Origin of the sequence: Lactococcus sp. LG606, assembly GCF_017309645.1 — a bacterium.
GTDB lineage: Bacteria > Bacillota > Bacilli > Lactobacillales > Streptococcaceae > Lactococcus > Lactococcus petauri.
The window spans coordinates 471165-485756 of sequence record NZ_CP071301.1; the positions used below are offsets into that span (position 1 = coordinate 471165).

The following is a 14592-nucleotide window of genomic DNA, read 5'->3' on the forward strand; positions in this document are numbered from 1 at the left end:
GCCTGTTTTTTAAAAGTAACAAAATATTTGACGAGGTAAAAGCCATGCTCTATAATCTTCCAGCCCAGCCCAGCCCAGCCCAGCCCAGCCCAGCCCAGCCCAGCCCAGCCCAGCCCAGCCCAGCCCAGCCCAGCCCAGCCCAGCCAGACTAATATACTACGCTTTTTCGTCTTATCCCTAGTGCTTCTATTTTGAAAACAAAGCGATGAATAGCGGTAATATGATAATAAAGGACAAGAATATGAAAGTAAAAAAGAATAAAAAGATGAGATTTTCAAGTAAAAGCAGATACTTCTTAACCCTTGCGGTATTGGCGGGGCTTGTGGGTAATCCTCTTCTCCAAGGAACAACTGTCTTAGCCGAGAGTTTCTCGCTTGATACGTCCTTGGTTACAGGGGATGAAACGCAGCTTCCAGATGTTTTAAATCCTGAGATTCCTGAAATCCCTGAAATTTTAGAACCTGAGGACACCATTGAGGAAAAGGATCCGAGTCAGGATGAGGAGGAAGAAGTTGATGTTGTAGCAGAACCTACTCCAGAAGAAAAGCCTGTGCCACCAGTCAGAGAAGCTAAACCTGAAGCAGCTGGGTCGGAAGCAACTGCTGAGAATATGCCCTGGCTATCATTACCATGGGAAGGGAAAATATGGGGAGATGTTGACGTCAGGATAGAAATGCAATGGGAAGACAATGCGTTAGGCGGGGGATCACATTGGATACCCACCGTGCTTGTTCGTGGTGGAACGATAACAGATCCCCAAGACAGACCTTTTGGTACTCATATGGGTACAATGTGGAGAATTATTTTTGAGGACTCTGTTGATGTAGAAGGGGGGAGTTTATCAGGCCTTTTTGATTTATATGTAGATGGTCACTCGACAGCATTTGGATTTGTAGATTTTTATTTGGATATTATCAATCTCCCTTTATTAGACACAACCGGTGTGACGGATATGTCTTACATGTTTAGAAGTGGTATGACACGTGCAGATCTCACTGGACTTGACACAAGCGCTGTGACAAATATGGAAGGGATGTTTCAAAGGGTCAACTTCTCTAGGACGATGGATTTGTCTTCTTTTGATACAAGCCAAGTCACGAATATGAGATATATGTTCGATCAGTTCAGGCTAAGGGATTCTGGTTCTCTATCCTTTCCTCCTTCCTTTGATACCAGTCAAGTTACAGATATGAGTGGCATGTTTCAATGGGTAATAGGAGGGAGTATTTCTGACCTAGATTTATCTAGGTTTAATACCAGCAAAGTCACTGATATGCGGAACATGTTTCGTCAATCGGATTTTAGAACATTGAACCTTACTTCTTTTAATACAGAGAAGGTGACCAATATGAGTGGTATGTTCGCAGGTACGAGTGGTTTAGAAACCTTAGATCTCTCCTCCTTTGATACAGGCGAGGTCACCGATATGAGCAGTATGTTCGGTGGCAGTTCTTGGTGGTATAGAAGTGGGCTAAGTGCATTGGACTTGTCCATGTTTGACACCCGCAAGGTCACAAATATGCAGCACATGTTTGCCAACATGACTAATTTAGAACGCGTGAACCTTTCTAGCTTTGATACCAGTAGTGTGGCCCCGGGCGGGATGAACTTTATGTTTAATAATGCCAATAACCTGAGGGAATTGACCCTAGGCCCGGCCATACAAAGCATGATAGGAACTTCCTTGGTGTCTGTTCCTAATAATGCGCAATTCACTGGACGTTGGCGAAATGTTGGAACAGGTACAGTAGACCGTCCTAACGGGTCGCACATCTGGACTTCTTCAGAACTACAGAGCACTTTCAACGGCAGTCAAGCCGACACCTTTGTCTGGCAGCCTAACGTGCCCATGATTTTAGGCCAAGTGGAATACAGCTATGACGAACCGACAAAAACATTAACGCTTAAAGGCGGCACGATCACAAATCCTGCTCATACAGCGTGGGGAAATGTTCCTAGAGCCGAAGTAGAGCATATCGTGTTCACAGGGAACGTGAATGTTGGTGGGAATAAGAGCTTATTTAACATCTTTGGCGAGATGCAAGTGCTTGAGACTATCGACAATCTTTCCTATCTGGATACAAAAGGTGTGACCAACATGGCCTGGATGTTCAGAGGGGCAGCTGGTCAAACTAATAATTCTAGATTAAAAGCACTTGATCTATCTTCCTTTGATACGAGTAGCGTGACCAATATGGCTATGATGTTTCATGCTGCAATAGCTTTAACTGAGTTAGATGTTTCCTCTTTTGATACAAGCAAAGTCACTGATATGGAAGACATGTTCTCGCACGCTTCTTCCTTACAAGAAATTAAAGGCTTAGATTCTTTTGAAACAGAGAATGTACGTGATATGCAAGGCATGTTTCGTAACACTGCCGTAAGCCAGTTAGATGTTTCTCATTTTGATACAGGTCAAGTCCTAGATATGAATGCCATGTTTGCGGAAATGCGCAACATAAGAGCGCTTGATTTATCTTCATTCGAAACGTCTAATGTAAGATTGATGACTTACATGTTTGCCGAATCAAGAAATCTAGAAAAGATAGATTTATCAAAATTCGACACCCAACAAGTGACAAATATGGGTATGATGTTCATGCATACCCAAAGTATCGATAAATTAGACTTAAGCCATTTCAAAACAGAAAATGTTAGAGACATGAACCACATGTTTGCGGGAGCACGTGATTTAGAAGAACTGCTTTTAGATAAAGATAACTTTGATACAAGCGCTGTCACAGATATGTCTCTGATGTTCGCCCACACACGCAATCTCAAGAGTCTTGATTTAAGCGGCTTTGACACAAGAGCAGTCAAAAATATGACACAGATGTTTTGGCTGGCAGATGCTTTGACTGAACTTGATCTGACCTCCTTTGAAACACCGGCCCTTACTCATATGGAAGCTATGTTTGATGGGGCTAGCGCCTTAAGAAAAATAGACATGTCCTCCTTTGATACGAGGAATGTCCAAGCGAACAACAGAACCCGTCTCTTCAGCGCTATAAATGCCTTAGATGAGCTTCGTTTAGGCGCAAATACCGTTATTACCAACTCAGACTTGCCAACGGAGACAACAAGCACAGGTTTACTCAACTCTTGGAAACGAGAAACGCAAGGCTTCGAAGCCTTCACAGGACAAAATACCTTATTTGACTTTGGTACAGGTCCAATAATAGAAAACAATGTATTGCGAGGCCCAGCGGATTGGTTAAGCTCTCAAGACTTAATGACCTTATCAGGAACAGCCGGGGAAGCCACTGGAACTTGGCGTCGTGTCCCTTACCAAACGAATGTTCAAGTCAAGGACAGCAGTATATTTATTGGTAAAGATTGGCAGCCAGAGGATAACTTTGTCAGCGCCACAGACCGTTATGGCGAAACTGTTGCCTTTGATCGCATCACAGTAGAGGGGACTGTGGACACAGATACAGCTGGCACTTATAAAGTGACCTACACTTATGACGGAGTCAGTGCGACAGCAGAAATTACAGTCAAGGAAAGCCAAACTTCTGTGCAGGTCAAAGATAGTTCACTCTTTGTGGGCGAGGCTTGGACTGCCCAAGATAACTTTGTCAGCGCCACGGATCGTTATGGCGAAACTGTTGCCTTTGATCGCATCACAGTAGAGGGGACTGTGGACACAGATACAGCTGGCACTTATAAAGTGACCTACACTTATGACGGAGTCAGTGCGACAGCAGAAATTACAGTCAAGGAAAGCCAAACTTCTGTGCAGGTCAAAGATAGTTCACTCTTTGTGGGCGAGGCTTGGACTGCCCAAGATAACTTTGTCAGCGCCACGGATCGTTATGGCGAAACTGTTCCCTTTAATCGTATCACGGTAGAAGGTACCGTAGACACAGATACAGCTGGCACTTATAAAGTGACTTACACTTATGACGGTGTGGAAGCTACAGCTGAAATCACAGTTAAAGCTAGAGGAGGCAACGGCAATGGTGCTACTAATGGTGGAGAAAGTAATAATGGAGGTACTGAATCCAACAACGGAGACGGGACAAATGGAAATGGTACTTCTGGTGAAGGTGATGATAGGAAAGAAGAGCCTAATCATTCGGACAATAAAGAGGATGAACATAAGCAAACAAGCACTGATAATTTGCCAAGGACAGGAGAAATTGGGGGACTATTTGGTGCACTTGGCTTAGCCAATTTAATGCTTGCTTTAACATTATGGCTTAAACGAATAAAACTGAAGTAGGGTTTATTCAAGATTTTGAAATGTATCTATAGTAAACGAAGAGAGAAGAGCCCCTCTTCGTTTACTTATATCTGATATTATTTTGAATTTAATAAGAAAGATATTAAAAAATCATAAGTTAAAATGAGGAGTAACATATGACACCAGAAAAAAACGTAAATTACGAAACATTGCACTTTTAGCTCTTCTTGGTTTAATTGGAGGCACTTTTGCCTTTCAATCATTCAACCAACAGGCTATTAATGATCGTGAGATGACAAACCAAACTGCTGTAGGTGGACGTGTTCATGACTACTTTAATCGTGAAGAAGAAAACAAGGATGTCTTCGTGGAAAACTTCGGGCAAGAACCCATCATGGTTCGTCTTCGTCTGTCTGAATTCATGGAAGTCCGTGAACGTGGAAGTGATGATTGGCGACAGCTGGTTGATGACACAAGTCGTGAAAATACGCAAGGATGGCCTTATTATATCCCAGAACCCGATAATCTTAAGCAACGCACAGGAGTGGGTGCTGCCTTTAACAGCTATTCTGAACTTACCTTTGGTTGGGAAGGGAATGGAACGGCACCGTGGTATCTCCCAACCTTTAATATGGTTTACGATGACGATAGAACAGCTGCCGCAGGAGATGCCCGAGACTACGAAGCAGATGGAACTACACACCCCGGAAACGGTAAATCTGACCAATGGGGTGAAGGCGGCAGCTATGACAACAGTAACAATAATTATCCAGGAGCAGGTGTAACACGTCACACAACACAAACTCTGCCCCAAGACCTTACCCCAATGACACTTCAAGAGTGGCAAGGCACAAACCAAGTCGGCAACTTCTGGGTTATCGACCATGAAACAGGTTGGGCTTACTGGGCAAATCAGCTCAATGGTGGACAAGCAACCTCCTACCTACTTGATGCAGCAGAAATGTTACCTGATGCAGATAATATCAATGGTCCATACTATTATGCTATCCACGTAGAAAGTGATTTGATTAGTGTAAGTGAAGAATTCCAAGAGGAACCAGCTACAGGAGCAGTCAGTGACCTTCTTGAAGAAATTCGAGAACGTGGCACAGGTAATCCAGCACCAACAACAGTTGCTCATACAAGAGCCTTTAATTTTAACCGTATGAGTGATGCGATTGGTGAGAATAGACGCTTTACCCTAGCTAATTCTGATGGAACAGATGCCCAAATGTTCCGCTATCTTGAAAATCAAGGCAGTGGCAATCACATGATTATCCGAAATGAAACTATTCGCTCTGTTTCTTGGGTTGAGCAAGAGAGACAGGAGGGACGTCTAGAAACATGGTTCAACTCTGAAATCCCAGCTGACCTTCGAGAGGTAGTTCAACCTGTGGCTGACCCTTTCACAACAGGTATGGTAGTAGATAACAGCGTTACATTTACTGGTGGCGCACGTTGGCTACCAAATAATCTTATAGGAGACGTTGCGGCAGATGAAACTGTAGTTGTACCGAGTGGAAGAGCTCGTGCTTTTGCCTTATCTCTTGCGGATGTGGCACGCTTGTCTGGTATAGGTTTAGGTTTCCCTAACCATGCGCAACGTGGCTCTCATGATCTAGGCTGGTGGTGGCTACGTACTCCTAGTACTGACACGGGTGCTTGGTTTGTGACTCTCGAGGGCCAGTTGAATGGCGCTCGTACCCGTATGCTTTACCTTACCGATGGAGGAGTTCGTCCTGCCCTAATCATTCATCAATAATACAAAGCTTCTCAGTATTATTTTCTCCACTGGTGGAGAAAATATTAAGGAAACAATCACTGACAGATTGCCAAGGACAGGAGAAATTGGAGGACTGTTTGGTGCACTCGGCTTAGCCAACTTAATACTCGCTTTAACATTATGGCTTAAACGAAGAAAAGTGAAGTAGAGTGTATCTCAAATTTAAAAACATGTCTAGAGTAAAAGAAGAGAGACTCTTCTCTTCTTTTACTTATGCCTGATATTATTTTGAATTTAATAACAGAAATATTACAATTATATTATATATATTGTTGGTATTACTCAATTTCAACAAAAAATTTGATGGAGGGACTGTGATGTTCTATAATCAGACAGACAGACAGACAGACAGACAGACAGACAGACAGACAGACAGACAGACAGACAGACGTAATTTTCCGCTATTTTTATTGCGTCTAAAAACAACTTAAATAATCGAGTTGTTTTTGAGGCTAACAAATAAAATGAGGAAAAAATATGAACCCAGAAAAGAAACGCAAACTACGCAATATCGCACTTTTAGCTTTGTTTGGCTTAATTGGAGGCACATTTGCCTTTCAATCATTCAACCAACAAGCCATCAATGACCGTGAAGGGCAAAATAACGAAGGTGCCGCTGGCCGTATTCACGACTACTACAACCGTGAGACGGAAAACAAGGATGTCTTTGTCGAAAATTATGGAGATGAGCCCTTACTTGTCCGTATCCAACTCAAAGAATTTCTCTCAAAAAATGGAGAATCTATCGTAATTGATGCCGAACGAGAAAACTTAGAGTCATGGACAGTTTGGCAGCCCTCAGCCCGTGATATTCATCGACGGAATGAGGATTCACCGAGTCATGCTTTTGAGTCTTATACGGACTGGACATTTGGTTTTTCAGGTGAGGGTGTCCATGAAATGTCTGCTCGAAATATGGCAATATCTGGAGGGGCTCCTTATATGCCAACTTTCAATCATGATCGTGGTGATGAGCGGACTGCAGCAGCGGGAGATGCTCTTGACTATGTAGAAGGAGGAGCAACACATCCTGGAGATGGGACTGAAGGTTATTGGAGACAGCATGCAACTTTCAAAAACTATGATCCCGAAGAAGCTGAGGAAGATAGAAGTCCGCTCTTCCCAGGACGGGCAGTAGAACAAGATGTTCAACACACCCTGCTGCAAGAACGCCCCCCAATAACGATGGCAGTATGGGAAGGCTTAGACGAACATGAAAAAATAGGGCGCTATTGGGTCGTAGATGAAGAAACGGGCTGGGCTTACTGGGCTTCTTACCTTCAACCTGGCCAGGCCACCTCTTATCTTATCGACCAGGCAGATATGGCAGATGCGATTAAAGCAACGCCAGGCTCTTGGTTTTATGCTATCCTTGTCCAAGGGAACATGGTTTCGCCCACAGAGGACAATATTAATACTTTCTTTGAGCAAGGAGGAGATACCGCGCGAGCCAGAGATTTGGTTAATCGTATGGGAGAAACGAATATTCCAAACTTCAATGGCGATATTCAGCCAGATGAAAGTTTTTTTGTGGAAGGGGTAGAATATGGCTATATAGGTCCCCATGGCGGCGGACACTTGGTTGTACCTATGCAAAGTATAGGACGAAGCAACTTTGGTGAAACAACAGACTATATGAGCTCTAATGTGAGGCAAACGGCTAATGCCTACTATAATTCACTTCCTGCTCAACTCCAACGTCGTGTTCTTCCTGTAAGTTATGGTTCTGGTAGAGGCATTGATGAAGAGGAACTTGAGCACCAGCTGAATAGTGGTGATGCTCTTGATATTGAGGATTACATTACTCGAGTAGATGAGCGAGGAGAAAGGACAGCATTTATTCTGTCAATAGTTGACATCCTTTTTTATGATGGAAAGAGACACCGCAACACAGCGGAGCCCCCTTCTTTACCGGATTTCTGGACACGTACAACTGCTGGTAAGGATTTCGGCATTACGCAAGTATACGGTTGGAGCGTAATCAGTGATGCACCACAATGGAGAAAATGGGAGATTAATGAAATAAGGGACGTCCTTCCTGCGCTCATGCTTTCACAGATTGGAGAGATGCAAAAATAATACCTGTGAGGAGTCCCAAGCTACTGATGAGGACAACTTAGAAAATAAAGCAGGTACATTCTCCCGTTATCATTGAATATCAATAATACAAAGCTTCTCAGTAATTGAGAAGTTTTTTTATATTTAAAACGAACACTTTCAATTTTTTTTAGAATTTCTTAAAAAATGAAAGTATTTCATTATCTTTAAATGCTATAATATGAAATATAGAAAGCGTTTACAAAGGAGAACGAACATGACAGAAACTTCTTACATTATGGCAATTGACCAAGGTACAACAAGCTCAAGAGCTATTATATTTGATAAACAGGGTAAACACATTGGGAGTTCCCAAAAGGAATTCACCCAGTACTTTCCTAAAGAAGGTTGGGTCGAACATGATGCCAACGAGATTTGGAACTCTGTTCAGTCTGTTATCGCAGGAGCTTTTATCGAATCTGGTATCAAACCTGTACAGGTTGCCGGTATCGGTATAACTAACCAACGCGAAACCACCATTATCTGGGACAAAAAGACAGGCAAGCCCATTTACCATGCTATTGTGTGGCAATCTCGTCAATCTGCCGACATTGCCAATGGCCTTAAAGAAGCAGGGCATGATGAACTCTTCCACAAAAAGACAGGACTTATTGTTGATTCCTACTTTTCAGCCACAAAGATTCGTTGGATTCTTGATCACGTAGAAGGTGCACAAGAGCGTGCCGAACGGGGCGAGCTCCTCTTTGGAACCATCGATACATGGCTCTTGTGGAAGTTGACAGATGGCGATGCACACTATACCGACTATTCGAATGCCAGCCGTACTATGCTCTACAATATTCACGAGTTGAAATGGGATGAAGAAATCCTGAAAATTCTTAATATTCCAGCTTCAATGCTTCCAGAAGTTAAGTCCAACTCAGAAGTTTATGGTGTAACTAAAGGTTTCCATTTCTTCGGCTCTGAAGTACCAATCTCTGGTATGGCGGGAGACCAGCAAGCTGCATTATTTGGTCAAATGGCCTTTGAGCCTGGGATGATTAAAAATACCTATGGTACAGGTTCATTTATTGTCATGAACACAGGTGAGAAACCCCATATTTCGAAAAATAACATGCTGACAACGATTGGCTATGGTATTAACGGAAAAGTATATTATGCCTTAGAGGGAAGCATCTTTGTCGCAGGCTCATCTATCCAATGGTTACGTGATGGTTTGAAAATGTTGGAGCGGGCCAGTGATTCCGAAGAAGTGGCACTCCAATCTAGGAGTCAAGATGAAGTTTATGTAGTGCCAGCTTTTGTCGGTCTTGGTGCTCCGTATTGGGACCAAGAAGCGCGTGGTGCGATGTTTGGCTTGACACGTGGAACAACAAAAGAAGATATTGTGAAAGCAACCTTACAAGGGATTGCTTATCAAGTTCGTGATGTAGTCAGCACCATGAAAGAAGATACAGGAATCGATATGTCTGTGCTCAAGGTAGACGGCGGTGCTGCAAACAATGAATACTTGATGCAGTTCCAAGCGGATATCCTGAATATCCCAATCCAACGTGCGGGCGATTTGGAAACAACAGCACTTGGTGCAGCCTTCCTTGCAGGACTAGCTGTTGGTTTCTGGAAAGACTTAGAAGAACTTAAAGAATCCTATGAACCGGGCAAAATTTTCCAAACTCAAATGCAAGAAGAACGCAGAGAAGAACTTTATGCCGGTTGGAAAAAAGCCGTGAATGCGACACGCGCTTTCAAATAATAAGCAATTAGACAGTAACCTAAAAGGAGAATAGAAATGGCTTTTTCTAAAAAAACAAGACAAGAAGCAATCACAAAAGTTCAAAATGAAGAGATGGACCTACTCGTTATCGGAGGGGGAATCACTGGTGCTGGATTGACATTACAAGCAGCGGCTGCTGGCATGAAAGTTGCCGTACTTGAAATGCAGGACTTTTCAGAGGGAACATCTTCACGGTCGACAAAACTCGTGCATGGAGGGATCCGCTACCTCAAAAACTTCGATGTCGAAGTTGTTTCTGATACGGTTTCAGAACGTGCTGTTGTTCAAGGCATTGCGCCCCATATTCCTAAGCCAGATCCGATGTTACTTCCTATCTACGATGATGAAGGCAAGACAACTTTTGATATGTTTTCTGTGAAAATTGCGATGGATTTGTATGACCGTTTGGCCGGTGTGGATGAAGACTCACCATATGCTAACTATACTATCTCACCAGAAGAAGTATTGCGCCGTGAGCCACTCATCAAGAAAAAAGGGTTACAAGGAGCTGGTGTTTATCTTGACTATCGTAACAATGATGCACGCTTGGTAATTGATAATATCAAGAAAGCCGTAGAAGACGGTGCGCAAGCCATTAGCAAGATGAAAGTCATTGATTTTACCTATACCGATGGACAAATCTCTGGTGTTCGTGCGCGTGATTTGTTGACAGACCAAGTCATTGAAGTCAAAGCTAAACTTGTGATTAACACAAGTGGTCCTTGGGTAGACAAGATTCGTTATCTGAACTTCACCCGTCCTATCGTGCCAAAAATGCGTCCAACAAAAGGTGTACATCTGGTAGTGGATGCGGCTAAACTACCTGTACCACAACCAACTTATTTTGACACAGGCAAACACGATAAACGTATGGTCTTTGCTATTCCCCGTGAAAATAAAACTTATTTTGGTACGACAGATACAGATTATCATGGCGACTTTACTGATCCAAAAGTAACCCAAGAAGATGTGGATTACCTCTTGGATGTCATTAATTTCCGCTACCCTGAAGCAAATATCACGATTAATGACATTGAAGCTTCATGGGCTGGATTGCGCCCATTATTAGGTGGAAATTCTGGTTCAGACTATAACGGTGGGGATAATGGTGCGGTTTCTGAAACCAGCTTTAACGCTGTCGTTGAGGCAGTGCTCCGCTATAAAAATAAAACAGCAACAAAAGCCGAAGTAGAGCATTTATTGAACAATATGGAATCAAGCCTTTCCGAAAAAGGAGATGCACCATCTTCCGTATCTCGTGGAAGTTCCCTCGAACGTGAGAGCGATGGTTTGATTACTCTAGCGGGCGGAAAAATCACGGACTATCGCAAAATGGCAGCGGGTGCGATGGAGCTTATCTGCCAACTGCTTGAGGAGGACTTTGGTTTGAAATATGAACCTATTGACTCTAAAAAATACCAAATCTCTGGTGGTGAATTTGACCCAACTAAGGTTGAAGAAGTTGTTGCTGAAAACATGAAAGTTGGTGTTGCTGCAGGACTTACAGAAGAAGAAGCAAAATACATTGCGGACTTTTATGGCATGAACGCCCTCCAAGTGTTTGCCTATGCTTCTGAAATGGAGCCATATGAAGGTCTATCTCTCGCCGAATCAGCACGTTTACGTTATGCGCTTGAAGATGAAATGATCTTGACGCCAGTGGATTACTTGCTTCGTCGTACCAACCATATTTTATTTATGCGTGAAGGTGTAGATGCTATCAAGGTACATGTTGTTAATGCCATGGCGGAATACCTCGGCTGGTCTGCAGAAGAAAAAGCAGAACAAGAAAAAGCTTTGGAAGAAGCACTTCGTGAATCTGACTTGTCGGACTTGAAGAAGTAAAATAATCTCAAAAATGATTGAAACAAATAAAATATAGAAAAAAGGAGTCAATATGCACTCAGAAATGGTACAATTACTCGGTGAATTTTTAGGCACATTTATCTTAATCCTTCTTGGTAACGGTGTAGTTTCAGGCGTTGTTCTGAACAAGACGAAAGCAACAGGAGCAGGGTGGGTTGCTATCACACTCGGTTGGGGCTTTGCAGTAATGATGGGGGTTTACATTTCCGGATTTATGTCGCCTGCCCACTTAAATCCAGCAGTAACGATTGCAATGGCAATGATTGGTAGCTTTAGCTGGAGTTTGGTTTTCCCTTATATTATCGCCCAAATGCTTGGGGCAATGGTCGCCAGCATTATCCTCTACCTGATGTTTTACCCTCACTATACTGAAACTAAAAATCCAGCAGATATCTTAGGCACATTTTCTACAGGTCCAGCCATTCGTCAGACGGGGTCGAACTTAATCAGTGAAATCGTTGGAACAGCAGTCTTAACGACAGGTATTCTGGCCTTTGGTCAATATGCCATTACGCAAACTTCTGGTGTTTCACCTCTTTTAGTCGGTGCTATCATCACAGCCATCGGTTTATCACTTGGTGCGACAACTGGTTACTCTTTGAATCCTGCACGTGACTTAGGTCCTCGTATCATGCACGCTATCTTACCTATCAAGGGCAAAGGAGATTCTGACTGGTCTTACGCATGGATTCCTGTCGTAGGTCCAATCATTGGCGGTAGCTTAGGCGCCCTTCTCTTTAACATGGTTATTCAATTTGCAAGTAAATAAATTGAAATATTAGACAAAAGCAGAGTTAGACAAAAATCTAGCTCTTTTTGTATGAAAAAAATACCAGTAATCCTCCAGCTTATGGGAATAAAAACTAAATAAAGAAAACGCTTTATTTTCTCTTGCTTTTGAAAATAAGAGGTGCTATATTACAAATATAACAAAACTAAAAGAAAAATTTTGGAGGAAACAAAATGTCGAAAAAAATAGTAGCCGTTACGGCCTGTGCTGCTGGAATAGCGCACACCTATATGGCCGCCGAATCTATCGAAAAAGCGGCTAAAAAAATGGGCTATGAGGTCAAAGTAGAGACAAATGGAGCTATTGGTGCAGAGAATGTCTTAACTCCTGAAGAGATCGAAAACGCAGATCTTGTACTTGTTGCCTCAGACATTAAGATTGATCCGATTCGTTTCACAGGTAAGCCTCTTTATGTTACAAAATCTATTCCGGCAATTGAAGATTCGGAAGCCTTGATAAAAAAAGCATTCGCTGAGGCTGAAGTTTTTGGCAAGAAAGGAAGTAAGGTAGGGAATATTCAGATTGGTAATGATAAAGATAAGGTTACTTTTCTGACCCATGTGATGAGTGGTATTTCTTACATGGTGCCAATGGTCATCGCTGCCGGTCTTCTCCTTACCATTGCCAATCTCTATGCCTTTCAAAGAGACGACCTAGGACGTATTGTCAAGTGGGGTTTTGACAATACGACACAAATGGGCTTCCTCATGGAAAAACTCTTTTATGTTGGGCAGATGGGTTTTAAACTAATGATTCCACTATTTGCTGGTTTTGTAGCAAATTCCATTGCAGACAAACCCGCAATAGCTCCTGCCATGATTGGTGCTTATCTTGTTAATGACCCAGAATTTTTAGGAACTGAAGCAGGTGGAGGTTTTATTGGTGCTATTATTGTGGCTTTCATTGTTGGCTATATGGTCAAAGGATTGAAAAAAATAAAATGGCCTAAAATTGTTATGCCAATCGTGCCAATTATGATTATTCCTTTTATTGCAACAGCAGTTATCAGCTTGATCGTGCTTTATATCATCGGAAATCCAATCTCAGTGGGGATGGATGCCATGTATGATGGGTTAACCAACTTAAATAATAATTTCGCAGGTGCACCAATCATTATCGGAGCCATTTGTGGCGCAATGATTGGGTTTGACTTGGGTGGACCAATCAATAAAACAGCTTTAGTGTTTGGGACAGCGATATTTACCGATACAATGACAAAATACGGTATTGAAGGTGCAAACTTTGTACCTGGTACAGCAACACAAGTAGCGATTTCGGTAGCTCCCTTAGGTGTATGGTTGGCTACGATATTATTTAAAAATAAATTTTCAAAAGATGAAAAAATTGCTGCCAGTGCAGCCTTTGGTATGGGGATTGTCGGTGTCACTGAAGGAGCTATTCCATTTGTGGCAGCACATCCTGTACGAATGATTTTCTCAAACGTTGTAGGATCAGCTGTTGCAGGCGGACTTATCTCAGCTACTGGTTCGAAATTTTATGGCGGTATTGGCTCGCCTCTGGGGACCTTTATTGGTTATATTGAGCAACCGATTCCTTTTGTAACATGGATATTGTGCGTATGTGCAGGTATTTTGACCACCGCATTATTGATTGGATTTACACGAGGTATTGAATTCAAAAAGCCAGTAAAAGCTAAAGCAAAATAAGAAAGTGAATAAAGATGAACAAAGAAGTTTTTAATCAAGAACATATCCTTTTCGATACAAGCGCACGTACACAGGAAGAAGCCTTTGCAGTTATTGCACAGTTTGCACATTCTCTGGGTTTTGTGGATAATGAAGCCGAATATTTTGAAGGCCTAAAACAGCGAGAAGCAGAAGCAACAACAGGATTTAAAGATCATATCGCCATTCCTCATTGTAAAGATAAAACGAACTTAAAGCCGGGCATGTTTTTCGTTAGATTTGCCAATGAAATTCCTTGGAATGCTTTGGATGGCAAACCCGTGAAAGTTGCTCTGGCACTTACGATTCCTGAGGAAGGTGCGACTGAGCACTTGAAGTTGCTGAGCTTAATCGCTCGAAAATTAATTGATGATCAATTTCGTGAAGATATTTTATCAGAGAAAGACCCGGATAATCTGACTGCCGTTATAGATAAAATTGATTTTTAAC

Annotated in this window: 9 protein-coding genes; all 9 read left to right on the plus strand. The window is 42.4% G+C overall.

Features of this window, described 5'->3' with window-relative positions:
• Nucleotides 1–241: 241 nt before the first annotated feature.
• The 9 genes from J0J35_RS02460 to J0J35_RS02500 all read left to right on the plus strand — a co-directional run bounded on the left by J0J35_RS02460 (nucleotide 242) and on the right by J0J35_RS02500 (nucleotide 14591).
• Entirely contained in the window at nucleotides 242–4225 is a 3984-nt protein-coding gene (locus J0J35_RS02460) for a BspA family leucine-rich repeat surface protein (protein ID WP_206917533.1), read from the plus strand.
• A 253-nt stretch (nucleotides 4226–4478) separates the two neighbouring features.
• Nucleotides 4479–5948, plus strand: coding sequence for a DUF6273 domain-containing protein (locus J0J35_RS02465; RefSeq protein WP_242534043.1), 1470 nt, complete (start codon nucleotides 4479–4481; stop codon nucleotides 5946–5948).
• A 67-nt stretch (nucleotides 5949–6015) separates the two neighbouring features.
• Nucleotides 6016–6117, plus strand: coding sequence for an LPXTG cell wall anchor domain-containing protein (locus J0J35_RS11775; RefSeq protein WP_181965417.1), 102 nt, complete (start codon nucleotides 6016–6018; stop codon nucleotides 6115–6117).
• A 329-nt stretch (nucleotides 6118–6446) separates the two neighbouring features.
• Entirely contained in the window at nucleotides 6447–8048 is a 1602-nt protein-coding gene (locus J0J35_RS02475) for a hypothetical protein (protein WP_206917535.1), read from the plus strand.
• Between the two features lie 235 nt (nucleotides 8049–8283).
• Nucleotides 8284–9780 carry a glycerol kinase GlpK gene (gene glpK, locus J0J35_RS02480; RefSeq protein ID WP_019292543.1) on the plus strand — a complete coding sequence of 499 codons (1497 nt, stop codon included), beginning with the start codon at nucleotides 8284–8286 and terminating at the stop codon, nucleotides 9778–9780.
• 36 nt (nucleotides 9781–9816) lie between these two features.
• Entirely contained in the window at nucleotides 9817–11646 is a 1830-nt protein-coding gene (glpO, locus tag J0J35_RS02485) for a type 1 glycerol-3-phosphate oxidase (protein ID WP_086582481.1), read from the plus strand.
• Nucleotides 11647–11698: 52 nt separating this feature from the next.
• Nucleotides 11699–12436 (plus strand): MIP/aquaporin family protein, encoded by a 738-nt coding sequence (locus J0J35_RS02490; protein ID WP_206917537.1) that lies wholly within the window; start codon nucleotides 11699–11701, stop codon nucleotides 12434–12436.
• A gap of 194 nt (nucleotides 12437–12630) precedes the next feature.
• Nucleotides 12631–14124, plus strand: a complete 1494-nt coding sequence (locus J0J35_RS02495) for a PTS fructose transporter subunit IIC (protein ID WP_206917538.1) — start codon at nucleotides 12631–12633, stop codon at nucleotides 14122–14124.
• A gap of 14 nt (nucleotides 14125–14138) precedes the next feature.
• Nucleotides 14139–14591 (plus strand): PTS sugar transporter subunit IIA, encoded by a 453-nt coding sequence (locus tag J0J35_RS02500; protein WP_206888869.1) that lies wholly within the window; start codon nucleotides 14139–14141, stop codon nucleotides 14589–14591.
• Nucleotide 14592 lies beyond the last annotated feature (1 nt).

Excerpts from the sequence above, each read along its gene's own strand:
- J0J35_RS02460 (WP_206917533.1), top strand. The coding sequence starts at position 242 with ATGAAAGTAAAAAAGAATAAAAAGATGAGATTTTCAAGTAAAAGCAGA.
- J0J35_RS02465 (WP_242534043.1), top strand. The coding sequence starts at position 4,479 with ATGACAAACCAAACTGCTGTAGGTGGACGTGTTCATGACTACTTTAAT.
- J0J35_RS02475 (WP_206917535.1), top strand. The coding sequence starts at position 6,447 with ATGAACCCAGAAAAGAAACGCAAACTACGCAATATCGCACTTTTAGCT.
- glpK (WP_019292543.1), top strand. The coding sequence starts at position 8,284 with ATGACAGAAACTTCTTACATTATGGCAATTGACCAAGGTACAACAAGC.
- glpO (WP_086582481.1), top strand. The coding sequence starts at position 9,817 with ATGGCTTTTTCTAAAAAAACAAGACAAGAAGCAATCACAAAAGTTCAA.
- J0J35_RS02490 (WP_206917537.1), top strand. The coding sequence starts at position 11,699 with ATGCACTCAGAAATGGTACAATTACTCGGTGAATTTTTAGGCACATTT.
- J0J35_RS02495 (WP_206917538.1), top strand. The coding sequence starts at position 12,631 with ATGTCGAAAAAAATAGTAGCCGTTACGGCCTGTGCTGCTGGAATAGCG.
- J0J35_RS02500 (WP_206888869.1), top strand. The coding sequence starts at position 14,139 with ATGAACAAAGAAGTTTTTAATCAAGAACATATCCTTTTCGATACAAGC.